Source organism: Streptococcus sp. FDAARGOS_192 (genome assembly GCF_002073815.2).
Taxonomy (GTDB): Bacteria; Bacillota; Bacilli; order Lactobacillales; family Streptococcaceae; genus Streptococcus; species Streptococcus salivarius_H.
In genome coordinates, this window is the sequence record NZ_CP020431.2 from 1,793,491 (window position 1) to 1,812,750 (window position 19,260).

At 37.3% G+C, this 19,260-nt stretch carries 19 protein-coding genes; 5 read left to right on the top strand and 14 right to left on the bottom strand.

Going from position 1 to position 19,260, the window contains the following annotated elements; genetic code table 11:
- Positions 1-199 precede the first annotated feature (199 nt).
- Positions 200-808: an NUDIX hydrolase gene (locus A6J31_RS09240; protein ID WP_014635184.1), complete on the bottom strand. Its 609-nt coding sequence runs from the start codon at positions 806-808 to the stop codon at positions 200-202.
- 162 nt (positions 809-970) lie between these two features.
- Here A6J31_RS09240 and A6J31_RS09245 point away from each other — a divergent pair, with 162 nt between their 5' ends.
- The 3 genes from A6J31_RS09245 to A6J31_RS09255 are packed head-to-tail and all read left to right on the top strand — an operon-like array spanning position 971 to position 2,710.
- Positions 971-1,297: a PadR family transcriptional regulator gene (locus tag A6J31_RS09245; protein ID WP_014632494.1), complete on the top strand. Its 327-nt coding sequence runs from the start codon at positions 971-973 to the stop codon at positions 1,295-1,297.
- Positions 1,284-1,868, top strand: coding sequence for a DUF1700 domain-containing protein (locus A6J31_RS09250; RefSeq protein ID WP_014635185.1), 585 nt, complete (start codon positions 1,284-1,286; stop codon positions 1,866-1,868). Before A6J31_RS09245 ends, A6J31_RS09250 begins: the two co-directional genes overlap by 14 nt.
- The gene (locus A6J31_RS09255) at positions 1,865-2,710 is read left to right on the top strand and encodes a DUF4097 family beta strand repeat-containing protein (RefSeq protein ID WP_080611030.1); all 846 of its coding nucleotides are present in this window, start codon (positions 1,865-1,867) and stop codon (positions 2,708-2,710) included. Before A6J31_RS09250 ends, A6J31_RS09255 begins: the two co-directional genes overlap by 4 nt.
- Positions 2,711-2,747: 37 nt before the next feature.
- On the opposite strand, the gene A6J31_RS09260 is transcribed toward A6J31_RS09255, so the two are convergent.
- Complete coding sequence (locus tag A6J31_RS09260) at positions 2,748-5,117, bottom strand: YhgE/Pip domain-containing protein (protein WP_014635187.1); 2,370 nt, start codon at positions 5,115-5,117, stop codon at positions 2,748-2,750.
- 128 nt (positions 5,118-5,245) lie between these two features.
- Here A6J31_RS09260 and A6J31_RS09265 point away from each other — a divergent pair, with 128 nt between their 5' ends.
- Complete coding sequence (locus A6J31_RS09265) at positions 5,246-5,785, top strand: TetR/AcrR family transcriptional regulator (protein ID WP_014635188.1); 540 nt, start codon at positions 5,246-5,248, stop codon at positions 5,783-5,785.
- A 76-nt stretch (positions 5,786-5,861) separates the two neighbouring features.
- Here the strand turns inward: A6J31_RS09265 and A6J31_RS09270 are convergent, their stop codons facing one another.
- On the bottom strand, positions 5,862-6,224 hold the full coding sequence (locus tag A6J31_RS09270; RefSeq protein ID WP_014635189.1) for a DUF1304 domain-containing protein: 363 nt from the start codon (positions 6,222-6,224) through the stop codon (positions 5,862-5,864).
- A gap of 115 nt (positions 6,225-6,339) precedes the next feature.
- Between A6J31_RS09270 and A6J31_RS09275 the strand changes: the two genes are divergently transcribed.
- Entirely contained in the window at positions 6,340-6,528 is a 189-nt protein-coding gene (locus A6J31_RS09275; RefSeq protein WP_014635190.1) for a hypothetical protein, read from the top strand.
- A gap of 214 nt (positions 6,529-6,742) precedes the next feature.
- Here the strand turns inward: A6J31_RS09275 and rpsD are convergent, their stop codons facing one another.
- The 11 genes from rpsD to A6J31_RS09330 all read right to left on the bottom strand — a co-directional run bounded on the left by rpsD (position 6,743) and on the right by A6J31_RS09330 (position 19,061).
- Entirely contained in the window at positions 6,743-7,354 is a 612-nt protein-coding gene (gene rpsD / locus A6J31_RS09280) for a 30S ribosomal protein S4 (RefSeq protein ID WP_002885833.1), read from the bottom strand.
- A gap of 198 nt (positions 7,355-7,552) precedes the next feature.
- The gene (locus tag A6J31_RS09285) at positions 7,553-7,855 is read right to left on the bottom strand and encodes a Veg family protein (RefSeq protein WP_002885699.1); all 303 of its coding nucleotides are present in this window, start codon (positions 7,853-7,855) and stop codon (positions 7,553-7,555) included.
- A gap of 23 nt (positions 7,856-7,878) precedes the next feature.
- Positions 7,879-9,240, bottom strand: a complete 1,362-nt coding sequence (gene dnaB, locus A6J31_RS09290; protein ID WP_002885809.1) for a replicative DNA helicase — start codon at positions 9,238-9,240, stop codon at positions 7,879-7,881.
- 43 nt (positions 9,241-9,283) lie between these two features.
- Positions 9,284-9,742: a 50S ribosomal protein L9 gene (gene rplI / locus A6J31_RS09295; RefSeq protein ID WP_002885729.1), complete on the bottom strand. Its 459-nt coding sequence runs from the start codon at positions 9,740-9,742 to the stop codon at positions 9,284-9,286.
- A 1-nt stretch (position 9,743) separates the two neighbouring features.
- On the bottom strand, positions 9,744-11,708 hold the full coding sequence (locus A6J31_RS09300) for a DHH family phosphoesterase (protein WP_013991330.1): 1,965 nt from the start codon (positions 11,706-11,708) through the stop codon (positions 9,744-9,746).
- A gap of 73 nt (positions 11,709-11,781) precedes the next feature.
- On the bottom strand, positions 11,782-13,683 hold the full coding sequence (mnmG, locus tag A6J31_RS09305) for a tRNA uridine-5-carboxymethylaminomethyl(34) synthesis enzyme MnmG (protein WP_021144747.1): 1,902 nt from the start codon (positions 13,681-13,683) through the stop codon (positions 11,782-11,784).
- A gap of 181 nt (positions 13,684-13,864) precedes the next feature.
- Positions 13,865-14,476, bottom strand: coding sequence for a MarC family protein (locus A6J31_RS09310; RefSeq protein WP_021144748.1), 612 nt, complete (start codon positions 14,474-14,476; stop codon positions 13,865-13,867).
- 19 nt (positions 14,477-14,495) lie between these two features.
- The gene (gene mnmA, locus A6J31_RS09315) at positions 14,496-15,617 is read right to left on the bottom strand and encodes a tRNA 2-thiouridine(34) synthase MnmA (protein WP_080611032.1); all 1,122 of its coding nucleotides are present in this window, start codon (positions 15,615-15,617) and stop codon (positions 14,496-14,498) included.
- Between the two features lie 144 nt (positions 15,618-15,761).
- Positions 15,762-17,471, bottom strand: coding sequence for a membrane protein (locus A6J31_RS09320; RefSeq protein ID WP_048790839.1), 1,710 nt, complete (start codon positions 17,469-17,471; stop codon positions 15,762-15,764).
- Between the two features lie 135 nt (positions 17,472-17,606).
- Positions 17,607-18,305, bottom strand: coding sequence for a transglycosylase SLT domain-containing protein (locus A6J31_RS09325; protein WP_021144751.1), 699 nt, complete (start codon positions 18,303-18,305; stop codon positions 17,607-17,609).
- Positions 18,306-18,488: 183 nt separating this feature from the next.
- On the bottom strand, positions 18,489-19,061 hold the full coding sequence (locus A6J31_RS09330; protein ID WP_021144752.1) for a LysM peptidoglycan-binding domain-containing protein: 573 nt from the start codon (positions 19,059-19,061) through the stop codon (positions 18,489-18,491).
- Between the last annotated feature and the right edge of the window lie 199 nt (positions 19,062-19,260).

Genomic DNA, 19,260 nt, shown 5'->3' on the forward strand with positions numbered 1-19,260 from the left:
GGAATGACACAAATGAAACAAAAAAATCTTGTCTACTCTGAAGTTGACCACCTAGCTAAAAGCTTCCATATTAATTTTGAAAATCATTTTAGGAATACTCTAGACCCCTGTCTCAGAAATAAATTTCACTCCTTTTGTAGCAAATAAACAATTTAATTAATAGTAAAAAAATCAACATATTACCGTTGATCTTTTATTTTTACTCTAAATCTTTCAGAATATCTGTAAATCTGTGTGTAAACATAGCTGTCATCCCCCATATATTTTCTGTCAAGTTTCTGTAAAAAGGAATATGACGTTCACTATACCCAAAATTGTATTTTTCTCTGTTTTTTACCAAGAAAAATGGGAAATCTTTCGCATCACTCAAGGTAGAAATCACTTTATAATAAATCGGATTCTCTGTCAACAACGTGTCAACATAGATTGTAAACAACCGTTTCACCTCTTCATTTGGATGAATATCCTCCCAATTTTCTATATTTATCTTTCCAACAAAGCAATGGATGGTTCTCCCCTGATGAATCAGATAATCAATCTCTCCCCAAATGTCAATTTGATCAGGAAATAAGTTTAATTCCTCACAAGTTTCTCGTATAGCAGCTTCTTGAAAAGTCTCACCTTCTTCGACACGGCCACCAGGAAAAGAAACCTCACCTGGTTGAGAAATATGCTCACTTCGTACTTGGTAAAGGATTTGATACTTATCAGTTTTTACATCATATATCAAGGGTAAAAGCACTGCATAGCGTCCTTTCTCCCCTAGTGGCTTTGGCTCGTAATGAGCTAGTTTATCTTTAATAGTCATAAGAACTCCTTGACTTCATATTATCATAAAAAATAAGTTATCCCTATTATATAAATTTTTTATATATAAAATATTGACATATCTTTCTAAAAGAGATACACTCAATGTGTAAAATAATTATATATAATTTTTATACATATCCTAAAAGCAAAGGAGCACATTATGTATTTTCCAACATCGTCAATCCTGATAGAGTTCCTAATACTAGCTATTATAGATAGAGAAGACTCTTATGGCTATGAAATTAGTCAAACCATTAAGCTTGTGGCTAATATCAAGGAGTCAACACTTTATCCTATTCTAAAAAAGCTTGAAAAAGCAGGCTATATGACCACTTATAGCCAAGCATATCAAGGGCGTAAACGTAAATATTACAGTATTACCCAAGAGGGAAAAAATCATCTTCAATTTCTTAATGAAGAATGGTTAACCTATAAAGAAACCCTCGATGGTATTGTAGAAGGGAGATTAAGACATGACAAGGACTGAATATATAGCCAAATTAACAAAATATCTACGAAAATTACCACAAAAGGACTATGAAGAGGCTCTCGAATATTTCATGGAATATTTTGAAGAGGCTGGACCTGAAAATGAAGCTCAGGTTATTGCAGAATTGGGTACACCTAAGGAAGCAGCACATGAAGTCATTAGTCGTCTTCTAGACGAAAAGATTATTGAGGAAAAGAGTAGCTTACGTAATAAAACAACTATCCTCTGGATTGCGATTCTAGCTGTTTTAGCCAGTCCAGTCGCCTTACCAATTCTACTATTCTTCCTAGCTATGCTATTGACACTTCTTGTGGTTATTTTTGCAGTTATAGTGACTGCCTTAGCTCTTACTTTTGCCTTACTCATTAGTGGTATTTACACTTTCTTTACAAGCTTCTCTCTCTTAAATGTTTCACTAGCTTCAACACTGTTTGGAGTGGGTCTAGGTCTATTGATGTTTGGAGGAGCACTCTTACTGCTTTTGATTTCATTTGAAATCTGTAAACTTATTGTAAAGCTAATTACCCTATTGATTAAATGGCTCATCAAGAAAGGAAGAAAATCATGAAAACTTGGAAAAAGATTGTCCTCGGAGTGTCTCTTATCTCTCTATTTTTAGGAGGAGGATTAGTAGCTTGGGGTTATAGCCAAGGTGGCTTAACAGATTTACAAAATAAAACTATAAGTGAGCAAGATTATGTCAAGAAAGAAGTTAAGGACTTCAATAAAATTGATATTAAAAGTAGTAGCTACAATGTGCTTATAAAAAATGGTGAAGTTGACAAAGCAACGCTTTCTTACTACCAAAAAACAAAAAATCCAATTGACACATCTGTAAAGGATGGTCAATTGACTATCAATGATAACAACTCTGAATTAGATTCGACTTCTAACAAACATATTAACTTTTTCGGATTAAAAGATTTAGTAAGGCTTTCTACTCTCAACAAGGAAGTCAGAAATAAAACCATTGTCATTACACTCCCTAAAAAACAAACGATTGATTCTTTAAAGGTTGATTTAGCAACTGGAAATCTAGATTTAAGTAATAGCACCATCAAACAAGCAGACATCAATCTAAATGTAGGGGACCTAACTTTTACTAAAATGATTGTCAGCAACCTAAAAGCTAATCTTGATGTTGGTAGTGTTGATAGTGATCATACACTTTTTACTAACTCAGATTTATCTATTGCAATGGGAGATTACTCTGGAGATAACCTGATTTTCAATGGTCACAATAAACTTGATGTTACATCCGGTGATATTGAAATAGTTCTTAAAGATTACACGCTCAATGTTCAAGCCGATAGTCATTCAGGAGAGGTGGACATCACAAATAACCTTAAGATTTCAAAGGATAACACACTAACTATTACCTCAGACCTCGGTGATATAACTGTTGAATAACATAAAAAGCCAGCTCACATTAGAGCCGGCCTTTAGTTTATTCATTTTCAGACTTTGGTCTATAAATAATAATACCTACAACTACAAAAATAAGTAAGAAAATGAATAACATACGTACTTGATCTGAGATCTGTCCTGTCATTGAAATAGTTTGACGAAGACCTGATACGGAGTAGGACATTGGTAAGAATGGTTGGACGACCTTAAAGAACTTAGGACTAAGTTCAATTGGATAAGTTCCTGCACTAGAACCTAGCTGCAAAAGGAGCATAATCATAGAAGCAAATGCACCATATCTATCATCCCAACCCACAAGAGCTGTAACGAGCGCCATTAAAGTCCATGCTGCAAGGAGAATCATACCAAATGTAGCTAATGGATGATTTGGTTCAACTCCCACAAATCGAATGGCAATATAAAGGGCAATTGCAGCCATAGTCGTAATGATACCATTGATAAAGAACTTATTCTTAGCCCAATCAAAACGGCTCGTAAAGTTTCTTCCTGTCAAGCTCTTAGCAAATATAACATTAGTTGAAAGAGCGACAACCATAAGAGAAACAGAAATCATATATGGAGCCATCCCCACACCATTAGTGTCAACCTTATCCTTATCAGTTTTCTTCTCTTTAAGCGGAGCACTAACCATTTTTGCATTGTCTGAGTTTACAGAAACAAGAGATAGTTGCTGATTAGCCTTATTTAATGAATCAGACAATGTGGAAAGGTTAGTTGACAAACTTGTCAACCCATTTGTTAAGGTATTTCCTCCAGTTGCTAATTGTTGAGCTCCTGTATTGAGAGCATTTGTACCACTCTGAAGAGTAGCAAAACCAGTCATTAAACTACTACTGTTAGCATCTAGAGTTTGAGCACCACTGGCAATCGTTGACACAGCACCAGTATAAGTTGACAAACCATTTGAAAGTGCGCTTGCACCTGTTGCTAGAGTACTTTGAGCGGTTGACACACCTGATGCCACTTGAGTTGCTCCTGGTGATAATTGATTAACAAGTACTGAATTGACATTAGCAATATTAGCTTGCATTGATGATACCGTTGATGAAGCTACAGGGAGAAGAGCATTCGCCGAACTTGCAATGCCTGAAATAGACGTTTGTAGAGAAGCCAAACTACTTGAATCGCCGCTACTAGTTGTTGTCGTACCTGTCAAGCTAGATAAAGCAGTTGACATACTTGACACATCAGATGCAATAGTTGAAGCGTAACTACTAGCTGTAGATCCTGCATTACTAATTGCCGATGTAATCTCTGCTTGTTGATCTGCAGTCAAGCTTTGATAAGCAGCTGTTCCTTGTACCGCAGCCAAATCATTTGCTTTATCAGTTGCACTAGCTGTAGCTATAGAGCTAGCTGCAGAAGAAATATTTGAAAGATAAGTCGCTATTGAACTTGTATCTACTGATGTTGTTGATGTTCCACTTGGTAATGATGTGTTACTTACCGCTGTATTAAGATTTTGAATTGCTGTATTTAAATCAGTTAAATTAGTTGATAGGGTTGACAACTGTGCTTGCTGTTCTTCGGATAAACTTGTTGCTGTGGCCATTTGACTGAGCGCTGTTGACAACGAATCTGCACCTGTAACTAAGGTATTCATGGCCTCTGCTCCTGATACAAATTGACCTGCAGCAGAATTAACAGCCTCAGAGTTCGCATTTAACTGTGACAAAGCGCCTGACAAAGTTGACACACCTGAAGTATAGGCAGACGCGCCTGAACTCAAGGTATCAACACCTGTAGCCAATGTTTGTGTAGATCCAGCAAGAGTTCCTAAGCCATTTGATAAGGTCTGACTCCCAGACTGAAGTGCGCCTGCACCTGCATATAATTGACTAGCCCCATTCGCTGCAGTTCCCATACCACCCTGAAGTTGAGACATACTCCTAAAGACAGCTCCAACATAAGTTGATGTAATATTTTTAGAAACAGTATCCTTCAACTTAGACATGGCAGAATCGCTCATTTTTGAAGAAACGAAGCTATGTCCTGCTGTTGTTTGATAAGAAATTTCCAGTTTCTTGGGATCATTTGTCAAAAGACTTGCTGCATTACTTGAGAGGTTTTCTGGAAAAGTGATTACCATATAGTAATCACCATCCTCAATCCCTTTTTGGGCTTCATTTTCAGTCACAAAGTGATAGTCTAGATTTTTGTTTTTAGACATATTGTCTACCATATCATGACCAATATTCAGAGTCTTATTCTGGAAACTAGCACTCTTATCTTTGTTCACTACTGCCACTGGTAAGTGTTTGACATTACCATAAGGATTCCACATAGAAGACAAAAAGATTAGATTATATAAAGCAGGTATCAATGAGACACCAATAATAGTTATCCAGAGCTTTGGACTTTTAAGAAGAGCCTTTAATTCTGCTAACATATTTCTCCTTTTTAGACATTGTGTTTATTTTTATGATATAATCAATTATAAACTCATTTACCTGAAAATCAATGTTAAACAATCGCTTTTTGGACACATAGTCTAAAAGTGTATAAAAGGAGATTTGTATGTCAAAAGATCAAAGACGCGCGCAAACAAAAAAAGCTCTTTTAGATGCTTTAGTAATATGTCTTGAAGACCAAGATTTCAATGATATTACTACCATTCGTCTGGTTCAAACAGCAGGGATTAGCCGTTCGAGTTTTTATACCCACTACAAAGATAAGTATGAAATGATTGATAGTTATCAGAAAGAGCTTTTCCACAAGCTAGAGTATATCTTCGATAAATATGAAGGAAAGAAAGAGGGAGCCTTTCTCGAAATCTTTGAATTTCTCACTCGTGAAAAGCTCCTATCAGCTCTATTGTCTACCAATGGATCAAAAGAAATTCAAGATTTTCTGATACATAAACTTCAGCGTATGATAGCTGAGGACTTCATTAATCCCACTGCTGAAGAAAGAGCTCTCAAAGGATTCGAGAAAGACTATGCCAGTATTTATTTTGCGCATGCTATTTTTGGCGCTGGTCAAGCCTGGATAAATAAAGGTAAAAAAGAATCACCTCAAGAAATGACAGACTTTCTTCTACGATTTATTCCACAATAAAATCACTTCAAAAGCATAAAAAAGCTGCAAACCATTTCAATAGTTAAAGCAGCTTTTTTCTTTTACAATAAAATCCTTAAAATAAGGAAATGATAAGTGAAAGCAAGGTCAAAATTGCGGGTCCGCCTTGCGTTAAAATAATTTTCTTATTGGCAGTTATAGCACCATAAATAGCAGCAAAGAAAACATTGAGTACAAAAACAGTTACAAGTAGCTGACTATTTGTAAAAATCCCATACAAGAGGAATACAGCAATCAAACCATTGTAAATTCCTTGATTTTTAAATAAGTTTGTAACAGAATCACGTTGAAGTTCTTCTTTGCTCATATTGAAAACACGACTAGTCGTATCTGAATGTGTCGCAAAAGTTTCCAAATACATGATATAGAGATGCTCCAAAGCAACAATCCCAGCTAAAATTAGTGTAATAATAGACATAGTGGCCTCCTTCTTAAGTAACTTTGACAGTATATCAAAAGTAAACCTTTAAAACAACATGCATGCTTCATACAATTCGAAATATGGTAAAATAAAGAATGAAAGAGAGGTTCTTATGACAAAGACAGAAGTAATCCAACGTCTCCAAAGAGATCTGGGAATTCCCAGATTTCAGGCTTATATAGAGGATAAAGATTACTCCGAAGAGGAGTACGACCAACTAAAAAAAGATTTTGAAGCCTATTTCACCAACTACGTTTCAAATGTTTCAGCAGATTTTGAAGGAGGATTGGATAATAAATAATTTATACCTCAAAATCATCTATCATCATATTACGAATCCCCAGTCACTTGTACTAGACTAGGGACTTTTTTTATTAGAAAACAAAAAAGCCGTCTCATTCTATGAGATGGCCATGGAATCAATCTAGCAAATATCTAAGCAAACCCAGAAATCAACGATTTAAGATAAACAAAAAGCCCATAACAACGGGCTTTTTGCAAAATGAATCTTAAAATTAAAGCATTTTGTTGTAGAATTCAACGACAAGTGCTTCGTTGATTTCTGGGTTGATTTCATCACGTTCTGGAAGACGTGTCAATGAACCTTCAAGTTTTTCAGCATCGAATGATACAAATGCTGGACGTCCGATAGTAGCTTCTACTGCTTCAAGGATAGCAGGAACTTTAGCTGATTTTTCACGAACTGAGATTACTTGACCAACTTCAACGCGGTATGATGGGATATCAACACGTTTACCGTCAACAAGGATGTGACCGTGGTTTACGAATTGACGTGCTTGACGACGAGTAGTTGCAAGACCGAGACGGTAAACAACGTTGTCAAGACGACGTTCCAAAAGAACCATAAAGTTGAAACCAAGTGTTCCACCTTTAACTTTAGTAGCTTGTACGAACAAGTTACGGAATTGTTTTTCACCCAAACCGTATGAGAAACGAAGTTTTTGTTTCTCAGCCAATTGCAAACCGTACTCTGAAAGTTTTGAACGGTTGTTTGGACCGTGTTGACCTGGTACGTAGTTACGACGTGCCAATTCTTTACCTGTGCCTGTAAGTGAGAAACCAAGGCGACGTGATTGTTTCCATGATGGACCTGTATAACGTGACATTAATAATGTCCTCCTATAAAAAAATATTTTTAGGAAATAACGTTTTAGATAAACCTGATTCGTTCAGAAAGACTTCGCCCAAACAGCAAAGGTTACTTTTCTAGCCGACTTCCTGTTGACGAGCTTCATTTTATCCTGCTATTATTTCACATACTTTAACATTTTACCACGAAAAAAAGCCCAAGTAAAGGCTTTTTCTTATTTATTTTCGATTTCAGCTTGTTCCTCAGGACTCAAATAACGAATGAGAGTCTTCTCAGTCAAAATATCTGAATAAGTGTAAGATTCAACATAACTATTATTAATAGCTCCTGCTTGAGAACTGAAGTCTTGATATTCAACAATAAACAATGATGGATAAACTTCTGTCAATCGACCAATTTTATTCTTTTCACGTTTACGTCCATTCTCTAGGGTCAATTCTACTAGCTGACCTTCATGTGACTTAATAGCTTCCTTGATGTTTTTCATCTTAGCAACATCTGCAAATGCATCACTCATATATATCTCCTTAAATCTGAAAATTATGATTCCTCAAACTGAGCAATCGATGAAAATTTATTGTATTCTTTTTGGAATAGTAACTTGACTGTTCCACGCGCACCAGCACGGTTTTTTTCTAGGATAACTTCGATGGTATTATCTTCAATCGCATTCTCTGGTTCTTCACCCTCTTTTCGGTAGTAATCATCACGATATAAGAAGGCTACAATATCGGCATCCTGCTCGATAGATCCTGACTCACGAATATCAGACAAGACTGGACGTTTATCCTGACGTTGTTCGACCCCGCGAGATAACTGACTCAAGGCAATTACAGGAACTTTAAGCTCCTTGGCCAGGATTTTTAACTGTCTTGAAATATCTGAAACCTCTTGTTGGCGATTTTCTGGTCGCGTCCCTGTAATCAACTGCAAATAGTCAATCACAATGAGACCGAGACCACCCTCTACTTCTTGTGACAATTTACGGGACCGTGCACGAATCTCAGTAATCTTTATACCAGGGGTATCATCTATATAAATAGGTGCCTCAGCCAATGCCCCTTGAGCAATCATCACATTATTCCAATCTTGCTCTGTCAATTGACCTGTACGTAAAGCATGGGAATCAATCATCCCTTCAGCTGCCAACATACGATCAACCAAGCTTTCTGCCCCCATCTCTAGTGAAAAGACTGCAACAGCTTTATTTTGCTTGGTGCCAACATTCTGAGCAATGTTCAACACAAAGGCCGTTTTACCAACTGCGGGACGAGCTGCTAAAATAATTAATTGATCAGGGTGTAAACCTGTTGTAATCTTGTCAAGGTCACGGAAACCTGTTGGTAACCCAGTAACATCTGATGTTTGCTGTGAACGCATCTCCAAAGTATTAAAATTGACATCAAGAACTTCAGATATTTTGCGGAAACCACTACGATTGCTATGCTCTGAGACATCAACTAAGGCTTTCTCAGCATTCGCAATAATTTCATCAGATTCAGTTGCACCCTCATATGCTTGGTTGACAGTCTCTGTCAATCTATTTATAATACGGCGAAGCATGGCTTTCTCAGCCACAATCTTAGCATAATACTCAGCATTTGCAGATGTTGGGACACTATTGACCAAATCTACAAGATAAGAAATACCCCCTATATTTTGGAGGTCATCTTGGTCATCTAGAATGGTGCGTACTGTCGTGGCATCAATGGCATCATTTCGATCCGACAGCGTTACCATTGCTTTAAAAATGACACGATGGGAATACTTGTAAAAGTCGTCTGCTTCGATAAACTCTCGAACTGTAATCAACTTTTCCGGGTTAATGAAAATAGCCCCTAGAACAGACTGTTCCGCTACTAAATCATGAGGTTGCACTCGTAATTCTTGAGCTTCTGCCACAATTATTCCCTCCTTTACAAGATTTACTTATAGTGTCAACGAATTACTCAGCACTATTTTTGATGTTAAGTTTAATTTGTGCACTCACTTCTTTATGAAGCTTTACAGGAACCTCAATTAGACCAATCGCACGAATAGGATGTTCAAGTTCAATATGGCGTTTATCAACTTTAATACCAAATTGTTTTTGAAGTCCTTCTGCAATCTTTTTGGCTGTAATTGAACCAAAAGTACGTCCGTCTGGTCCGACCTTCTCAGTAAATTGAAGTCGATTTTCTTCTTTTTCAAGTTGCTCTTTAACTTGCTTCGCTTCAGCCAACAACTCTGCTGCATGTTTTTCTTCAGATTTTTGCTTACCTTTCAACTCACCGATAGCTTGGTTTGTCGCTTCCTTGGCAAGATTCTTTTTAATCAAAAAGTTTTGAGCGTAACCTGATGGTACTTCTTTAATTTCGCCTTTTTTACCTTTACCTTTAACGTCTTGTAAGAAAATAACTTTCATTTTAGTCCTCCTTGGGAGCCAATTCTCCCATAATAGTTTCAATCAATTTATTTTTTGCTTGAGCAACACTACAGTCTCGCAATTGGCAAGCCGCTAAGTTGAAATGGCCTCCACCACCCATTTTCTCCATAATACGTTGTACATTAATCGTTTTATGGCTTCGAGCAGATATATTCACAGTAGAATCGCTTGTCCTAGCGACAACAAAAGTTGCTTCGATACCTGCCATGGCAAGCATCGTATCTGCTGCCTTAGAAATCACAACATTATTATAACATTTAGGATTATCACCTGAGGCAACAATGATATCATCTGTAATACGTTCACCTGCTAGAATTAGCTCATTGATACGTCGATACTCTTCAAAATCAGTAGCAGAAATCGTTTGGATTTCTCCACTATCACTTCCTAAACTACGTAGATAAGAGGCGACATCAAAGGTTCGACTAGTCACACGAGTTGAGAAATTTTTAGTATCCAACATGATACCTGCCATAAGGATAGAGGCTTGGATTTTACTCAAACGTTCTGGGGCACCTTGGAATTGCAATAACTCCGTAACCAATTCACAGGCTGAGCTCGCCCCACTTTCAATAAAGGTCAAAACAGCATTTTCAGGAAAATCATCATCTCGACGGTGATGGTCTACAACAATAACTTCATTAAATCGATCATAAAAATCCTTAGATAGGGTTAAATTGATCTTAGAATGGTCAACCATAATTAACAACGAATGTTGGTTGACTAACTCTTCGGCCTCTGAAAGTGTAATAAGAGGTGACTGACCATCTTCTTTTAGCCGTTCGACTGCACGCTCAATATCTGCATTCATAGCCGTATCATCGTAAACAGCATAGCTTTTTCGAACAATTTGACTGGCAAAATGAGCCATACCGACAGTTGCCCCTAGAGCATCCATATCGAGATTCTTATGTCCGACAACAAACACTTTTTCGACTGTTTTCAACTTATCAGAGATTGCAGTCATCATAGCCCTTGTTCTTGTACGAGAACGTTTTACTGTTGAAACAGAACCTCCTCCAAAATAAAGAAGTTCCTTGTGATCATCGTTTTCCTTGACAACAGCTTGATCTCCACCTCGAACTAGTGCGATGTTCAGATTCTGCAAAGCAACCTGACCAATTTGATCATGCTTAAGCGTACCAAATGAAATTCCCATGCTCAAAGTCAGTGGTAAACCACGCTCCTGAGCCTGCTGACGGAAATCATCCAAGACAGAAAACTTTTGATCCATGAATTCTGTCAAAACACTGTAGTTGGTGAAGAAGTAAAAACGATCACCTTCAATACGTCGATAATGAATATGCTTGGCCTTAGCAAACTCAGAAATAAACCCTGCCACGAATGTGTTGATTTTTGAAACATCGGCATCGGGTAAACTTCCCGTCACATCGTCATAGTTATCAACTGAAATAATCCCGATAACAGGACGAGTCATATTTGGATCAGCATTTTCATCTTGATCATAAACATTGTCAATAAAATATGTCAACTTATTGTCAAAATCCACAAAAGCGGCATATTTATTATCACCAACGGTTATCACATTCGAAGGTGACCCCTTTCGTTTCTGGGAAATAAAATCCGCAATCAACTGCTTATTAAAATTTCCATTTTCATCCGAAAGTACTAGCTTCGCATAGGGGTTGAACCATTCAATATGATCGTTCTCATCAAAAGTAATAACCCCAACAGGCATCTTTCCGAGAAGGGTCTTCAAAGAATCTTCAACATCCTGATTCAGTTCATCTAATTGCTCTATTTCTAAGGACTCATATGTTGTCTTTTGGTAATGCAATAAGGCAACAACTACTACCATAATAATAAAAAGCGCAAAAATGAGTGCAGACTCCGATTTTAGTACGCGAACAAAAATAGTAGCAATTCCAAAAAGAATTAGCCCAATCATTACAAGATGAATCGTTGCAAAGTGAAATCTTTTCATATAAAACCTCTTAATCTAACAATTATAACATAAAAAAGCCTTAATTAAAAGGCTTTTAAACGTGTTAGCACCGTTAGTCTACTTTCCTGCGGGCCTTATTATTACCTTCAAGATAAACCATCAGAATTGAGATATCTGCTGGGTTGACCCCTGAAATACGACTCGCTTGACCAATGGTCTCAGGATTGATTTTCTTAAATTTTTGACGAGCTTCGGTAGCGATGGAATCAATAGCATCCCAATCAATATTTTTTGGAATCCTCTTTTCTTCCATACGCTTCATCTTAGCTACTTGATCCAAAGCTTTATTAATATAACCTTCATACTTGATTTCGGTCTCAAGCAACTCTACTATCTTCGCGTCCAAATCTTCTGCAGCTGGACCTACAAACTGAGTAGCTGTGGCGTAATCAATCTCTGGTCTACGCATAAACTCTTTAGCTGTCATGGCATCTGTCAATGGCTTAAAGCCCAGAGCTTGAATTTTTTCATTCGTTTCTTTAATAGGTTTTAACTTTTCTTTTGACAAACGTGTCAACTCGCTGTCAAACTGATTTTTCTTAATTTCAAAGATACGCCAACGTTCATCGTCAACCAAACCAACTTCTCGACCAATAGGTGTCAAGCGCATGTCAGCATTATCATGACGTAATATGAGACGATACTCTGCGCGTGATGTCAATAAACGATATGGCTCCAAAGTTCCTTTCGTGACAAGATCGTCAATCATTACACCAATATAGGCATCACTACGTTTGAGAATAAGCTCAGGTTTACCTTGAACTTTAAGAGCCGCATTGATACCAGCAACTAGACCTTGAGCTGCTGCCTCCTCGTATCCAGAAGTTCCGTTGGTCTGTCCTGCTGTAAAGAGACCTGAAATCAACTTCGTCTCAAGTGTTGCACGTAGTTGATGAGGGAGCACGATATCATATTCAATCGCATAACCAGTTCGCATCATCTCTGCCTTTTCGAGACCTTTAATTGAGTGAATCAACTCTTTTTGAACATCTTCTGGCAGACTAGTTGACAGGCCTTGCACATAGACTTCTTCAGTCTCTCTTCCTTCAGGTTCAAGGAAAAGTTGATGGCGATTCTTATCAGCAAATCGGACAATTTTATCTTCGATTGATGGACAATAACGAGGTCCTACCCCCTTGACAATACCTGAAAACATTGGGGCACGGTGCAAATTATTATTGATAATATCGTGGCTCTCTTGATTCGTATAAGTTAGCCAACAAGGAATTTGATCCTGAAGATAATCTTCATCCTTCGACAAGAATGAAAAATGATTAGGCTTTTCGTCACCTGGTTGAATTTCAGTTTCTTCATAATTAATTGATGATGCCTTGACACGAGGAGGGGTACCTGTTTTAAATCTTCCTATTTCAAGGCCAAGATCCCTCAAGTTATCTGCCAATGTAACAGATGCAAGACTGTTATTAGGACCTGAAGAATATTTGAGCTCACCTAGGATAATTTCACCACGCAAAGCTGTTCCTGTTGTGACAACAACCGCTTTAGCTCCATATTTTTGATTTGTGGCTGTTCTTACACCAACTACCTTACCATCTTCAACAAGAATTTCATCAACCATGGACTGACGGAGAGTCAGGTTTTCCTGACGCTCAACTGTATGCTTCATTGTCATAGCATACAAGGCTTTATCGGCTTGTGCACGTAAAGCTCTGACAGCAGGTCCCTTACCGGTATTCAACATTTTCATCTGAATATAAGTTTTATCAATATTTTTACCCATCTCTCCACCAAGGGCATCAATCTCACGGACAACAATTCCCTTGGCCGATCCCCCAATGGAAGGATTACATGGCATAAAAGCCAGCATCTCTAGGTTAATAGTCGCTAATAAAACCTTACATCCCATGCGGGCTGCAGCTAAGCTAGCTTCCACACCAGCGTGACCAGCACCAACAACAATTACATCAAAATTTTCATCAAACTCGTAAGACATTTTTTAGATTTATGCAGTGATTTACAATCAACTGCCCATCCTTTCTTTGTTTTTTTCCTACAAAAATAGCCAAAACTCCAGAAAACTGTACGCAAAAACGCACAATTCTCATGAGCTTTGACCATCATGACTATTGTTAAAGTTATTTTATCAAATCAAATCGTTTTGTCAATGAAAATCACTATTTAATCAAGGTCTGCACACTGACGATAATCATCTGTATACCTATTGAGAATAGTAAAAGTCCCATCATTTTCGTGATAATTTTCATCAAATTTTCTCCCAAGAAGCCTGCAATTTGTTTTGCACTTCTTAACAGGAGATAAGTGATGACACATAGTAGAGCAAAAGCAACTACGGTTATCAGTTGATTCTGCAAACCTCCATTAGCCAGACTTAAAGCAGTTGTAATTGTACCTGGTCCCGCAAAAAGTGGCATTGCAAGAGGAGAAATAGCAATAGACATTGGATCTGAATTTACTGCTTGCTGCTCCATTCCTTTATAGCTGGGTGAATGATTACCATTAATCATATGATAACCGATAACGGCCACTAATATTCCACCAGCAATTCTGAAAGAAACAATTGTAATTCCAAATACTTTAAAAATGAAATCTCCTGAAAAGATAAAAACAGTTATAATAACAAAGGCAATCAAAAGACTCCTAAAAGCAATTTTTCGTGAAATTTTTTGACTATCATCTGCTACTAAAGCCATGTAAGCAGGAAGATTTGAAATTGGGTTCATTATAGCGAAAAATGCCATAAATGCATAAAAAAATTGAGAACTCATCGTTTTTACTTAACTCCAGTTAGATATACTGACAAACTTTTCCGTCTTTATACGCTTGGTCAATAATACCGCCGCCCAAACATTCCTGACCATCATAGAAAACAACGGCTTGACCTGGTGTAATAGCACGCTGAGGTTCAGCAAAAATCACCTCTGCTTTATCACCTTTAACCTTTACAGTAACTTTACTATCAGGTTGACGATAACGGAATTTTGCTGTACATTCCATTTCAAATTCTTCTGGCATATCTCGAGTAAAGTGAATCATTGAAGCGTCAAGAGAAGTTGACATCAAGGACTCATGGTGGAAACCTTGACCCACGTAAAGAATATTTTTAGAAAGATCTTTTCCTACTACAAACCAAGGAGCATTATCTCCACCTTTTTGGCCACCAATACCCATACCACCACGTTGACCAATGGTATAATACATGAGTCCATTGTGTTCACCCATATCACGACCATCGACAGTCATCATACGACCTTTTTGAGCTGGTAAGTATTGACTAAGAAACTCTTTAAAGTTTTTCTCACCAATAAAACATATTCCTGTTGAATCTTTTTTATTGGCTGTTGCAAGACCTGCACGTTCAGCAATCTCACGAACTTCTGGTTTTTGTAGATGTCCTAAAGGAAACATCGTTTTCTGCAACTGCTCTTGCGAAAGTTGACTAAGGAAGTAGGTTTGATCTTTATTGTTATCTGCACCACGCAACATATGGAAAATGCCATCTTCATCGCGAACAACTTGAGCGTAATGTCCTGTAGCCACATAATCCGCTCCCAATGTCATCGCATAATCTAAGAAAGCCTTAAACTTGATTTCCTTATTACACATAACGTCTGGATTAGGGGTACGGCCTGCACGGTACTCTGCTAAGAAATACTCAAATACACGATCCCAGTACTCTTTTTCAAAGTTGACAGAGTAATAGGGGATACCAATCTGATCAGCTACTGCTGCTACATCTTTATAATCTTCGGTTGCTGTACACACACCAAATTCATCTGTGTCATCCCAGTTTTTCATGAAAACACCGATTACATCATAACCTTGCTCTTTTAAAAGTAAGGATGTTACTGATGAATCAACGCCACCACTCATACCGACAACAACACGTGTTTTTGAATTATCAGTCATAGATAACTCCTCCCATCAAATAAAAATTAACATAGACTTGAAGGGTCTAGTTATTCAAATATCGATTTGAAGGTCGATTTTGAAGCGTAAAAGCACGCAAGCTTAATTATATCATGATTAAAGAATAATGCAAAAAGGTTACCACTAGGCAACCTTTTTGATACTTATTTTCGTGTAAAGCCACTGTAAACCTATTACTCCCAAGACTATTATTGGAATCAATAACGCTACAAATAGCCATCCTGGCTCCTTATAACTTAACACAAGTTTATTCTGTCCTTCTTGTGATGAAACGGTCGGTGTACCAATCGTTGACAAGCTATAGTCATCCTTGTCTAGTTCTTTACCATTTAGTGTCAAGATAGAATCTTTATAGACAACTATCGGTAGATTCTGTTTCTCCCCTTCAGCAGCCTGCCAAGTTAATACAAGATAACCATCTTCGAGTAGCTTTTCTGCCTTCTGATTCGTAACGATATTTTCGTAATAAAGATCATAAGTGTTCTGCTTACCTATTGTCCCATAAATAGGTACGTAATCTGGTGTGGGTTTGACAACTAAATTTAAAAACTGTGACAAGTCACTGTCATTCATGGTAAGACTTATCGTCTGATAATCTCCTTCAACGTAAGTATGTTTAACAATGGAAATAAGTTCACCATCTTGTGCCGCAGTTTTTACACGATCGGTAGTATCCATCATATTCTGAATGAGACCAACACCCGCAAAGGCAAAGAGTAAAACAGCAATACTTTTTCGCCAGTTTACAAATCGCGTGACCGTTAACCCCGTAATTGCTAAAAGTAAAATGGTAGCAGGAACAAAGAACCTAAATGGAAATTGGATCAGTTCAGCAAATGTATTTCCATTTTCTACTAGATACTGCCACGGAAAAAGACCTGTCGACAAGAAGAAAAAGACAAAATAAATAAAATGCAGTATTTTTTTCCATCTAGCAAATTTCTTCCAATTCAAAACAGCGTAAAGAAACTGTAAAATGAGTAACACCATTAATGAAATTGGGGTATATAGCCAGTATCTTGCTGTCCCATCTATCCCATTCTTACCAATTTCTCTATTTATAAATGGATCTAGGAGATGATTAGTCCCTCTCAAATATAGGAGTACTAACCAGACATTGACAGTCAGTAAGAGGAACAGAATGACTGCTATAAGGACTTGTACGAAGGTTTCCTTTTTCTTAGCTATAGGAGACTTTACAAAAGTGTAAAGATAAAAAGGAAGATACATCATCACTAATATCAAAGCACTGAGTACGTGAACCTGAAAAATCAATGCCATAGATAAGGCAAGTCTAATTGGTTCTACTTTTTGATAAAAGACATAGTGAATTGCTGGAATAAAACAAAAAGGTAGTAAAGCTGCTCCCCAACTAGAGAAACCCTGTCGCATCGTCCAGTATTGGATAGAGAATGTTGTCGCATAGAGTAAACCTAGTGACAAGGAAATTGTTGTCTTAACTTTACACTGCTTGAGCAAGGCATACATTGAGGACTCGGCTAGTATATGTAGTAATACCCTTGACACAATCTGATAACGAAACCAAGTGCCACTTATTAAAATAAGCCCTCCTTGTAAATAGGCAAAAAAAGGACCGTAAAGAGCATTGACAATGCGGCCTGACTGTTGGAATCCATATAAAGATAAAAAGTAAGAAAGGTTACCATTTTTTAGTTGCATAGCAGCTTCATAGAACCTGTTATAGTGAAAGATGGAATCTGAACCTAAAATGACTTTTCTTGTAAATAGTTGTGGTGTAACCAATAACACAGCAAAAGCTATAATAATAAGAGAAACCCACAACTTTTCTCTTAATTTAAAAATTTGTTTCATTGCTATACCTTTCATTCCTATTATAACAAAAAGGCCATGCCCTACCTAGTAATAACAAAAGCTCTATAAAACAGATTTCCTACATCCAAATTAAAAAGCTGAGAGTATGCTCCCAACTTCTATTAATATTTAATATTAGTAATTCCAAGCTGACAAACCTTGTGCATTATAGGCATTCAAGGCTGATTGAATTTGATCCTCAACTGTTGCAGTAGAGCCCCATCCAGGCATTGTTTGAAAAAGACCTGATGCACCTGAACCATTTGCTGCAGTATGATCACCATTTGACTCACGCGCAATAATAGACTCCCAAGTTGACTGAGGAACACCAGTAGCTGCTGCCATCTGTGCCGCCGCATAAGAACCAACTTCTCCTGCAGTGTTCCCATTTGAGAGAACAACTGACCCGCTACCAGTTGCAGCAACCGAAGGAGCTGTTCCAGTATTTTGAGTCGACGTAGTATCAGTATTTGTTGAAGCAGCGCTTGTAGTAGCAGTATCTGACTGAGACTTTTCAGCTGCCTCTACCGATTCTCCTGTTGTTTCTGACTGAGGCTTACTTTCTTCAACCTTTTCTTTATTAGCTTTATTCTCTTTACTTGAGCTAATTTCTGTTGATTTAACTAAATCTGCTGTCGATTCTGACGTTGTTGATGCTGTTGAAGGTGCTGGGGTAACAGAATCTGAAAATGCATTAACCAACCCTTTATTAATTAGTGTAGACAGTGATACTGCCAAAATGACAATAAAACTTGTTACAATTGCCACTGGTACCGCCAATGATTTCTTCGCTGCTAATTTGATACGGCGTCCCTTATAACTTTTTTTAAACATAAATCCCTCCTAGTTAATTCTAGTTACATTCATCATAACTTAGTAATATTACTGCCGATTATTTGTATTATGTCTAATGTTACAATGATTTATCATTTTAATAAAAAAATGCCAAAAATCTGGCATTTTTCCCTTATTTGTATGAGGTTTGACTAGTTTTCCTCATAAGTCAGTAATAATGATTTAGTACCAACCATTAGCATTCCAGAAAGCAAGAGCTGCTGTCCATGAACCATAACGGCTTGCGACATAATTATCTGCTACCTTCTCTTGATTTTCAGGAGATAAGTCTCCGTTCAAATATGATGATGCTAATTGGTAACGTCCATAATATTGCCCATTTTGAGCTGTATAGCTACCGCTTGACTCACGTTGAGCGATTTCTTCTTTGGCAGCTGCCTCTGAAGAAGAAAGATTTGTATTGGTTGCTTGAGTATCTTCACTTTGTGTAGACTCTGTTGATTGTGTTGATTCAACAGCTGCTTCTGTTGTAGCTGAAGGTTCTGTAGTCTCTTCAGTTGTTTCATTAATTGTTAAGTTTTGACCAATAGAAATCTTATTGGCGTCTTGAATACCGTTTTTTGAAACGATTTCATCTACGGTCGTACCATTCTTCTTAGCAATAGCTGAAAGAGTATCGCCTTTTTGAACCGTGTAAGTTTCTGCATTAGCTAAAGCTGTTGCTCCAAGTGTCGCTACTGTAACAAGTCCAAAAAGACCTAATTTTTTAGTGTTAGATGTATTCTTTTTTTGCATGATGATGCTCCTTTATCTATTTATAGTCCAATCCATATTAGTCAAAGATTTTAAGTTATTTTATTGTTTATGACTAATGGGTAAATCAACTGGCTTATTCTATATAGGGATTTTTCAATCCAGATTAAGCTGAAGAACTATAACCATGTATCTATGATACCTTGGAAATATAACATCCCCTTGTTAGGGATATTAAAAA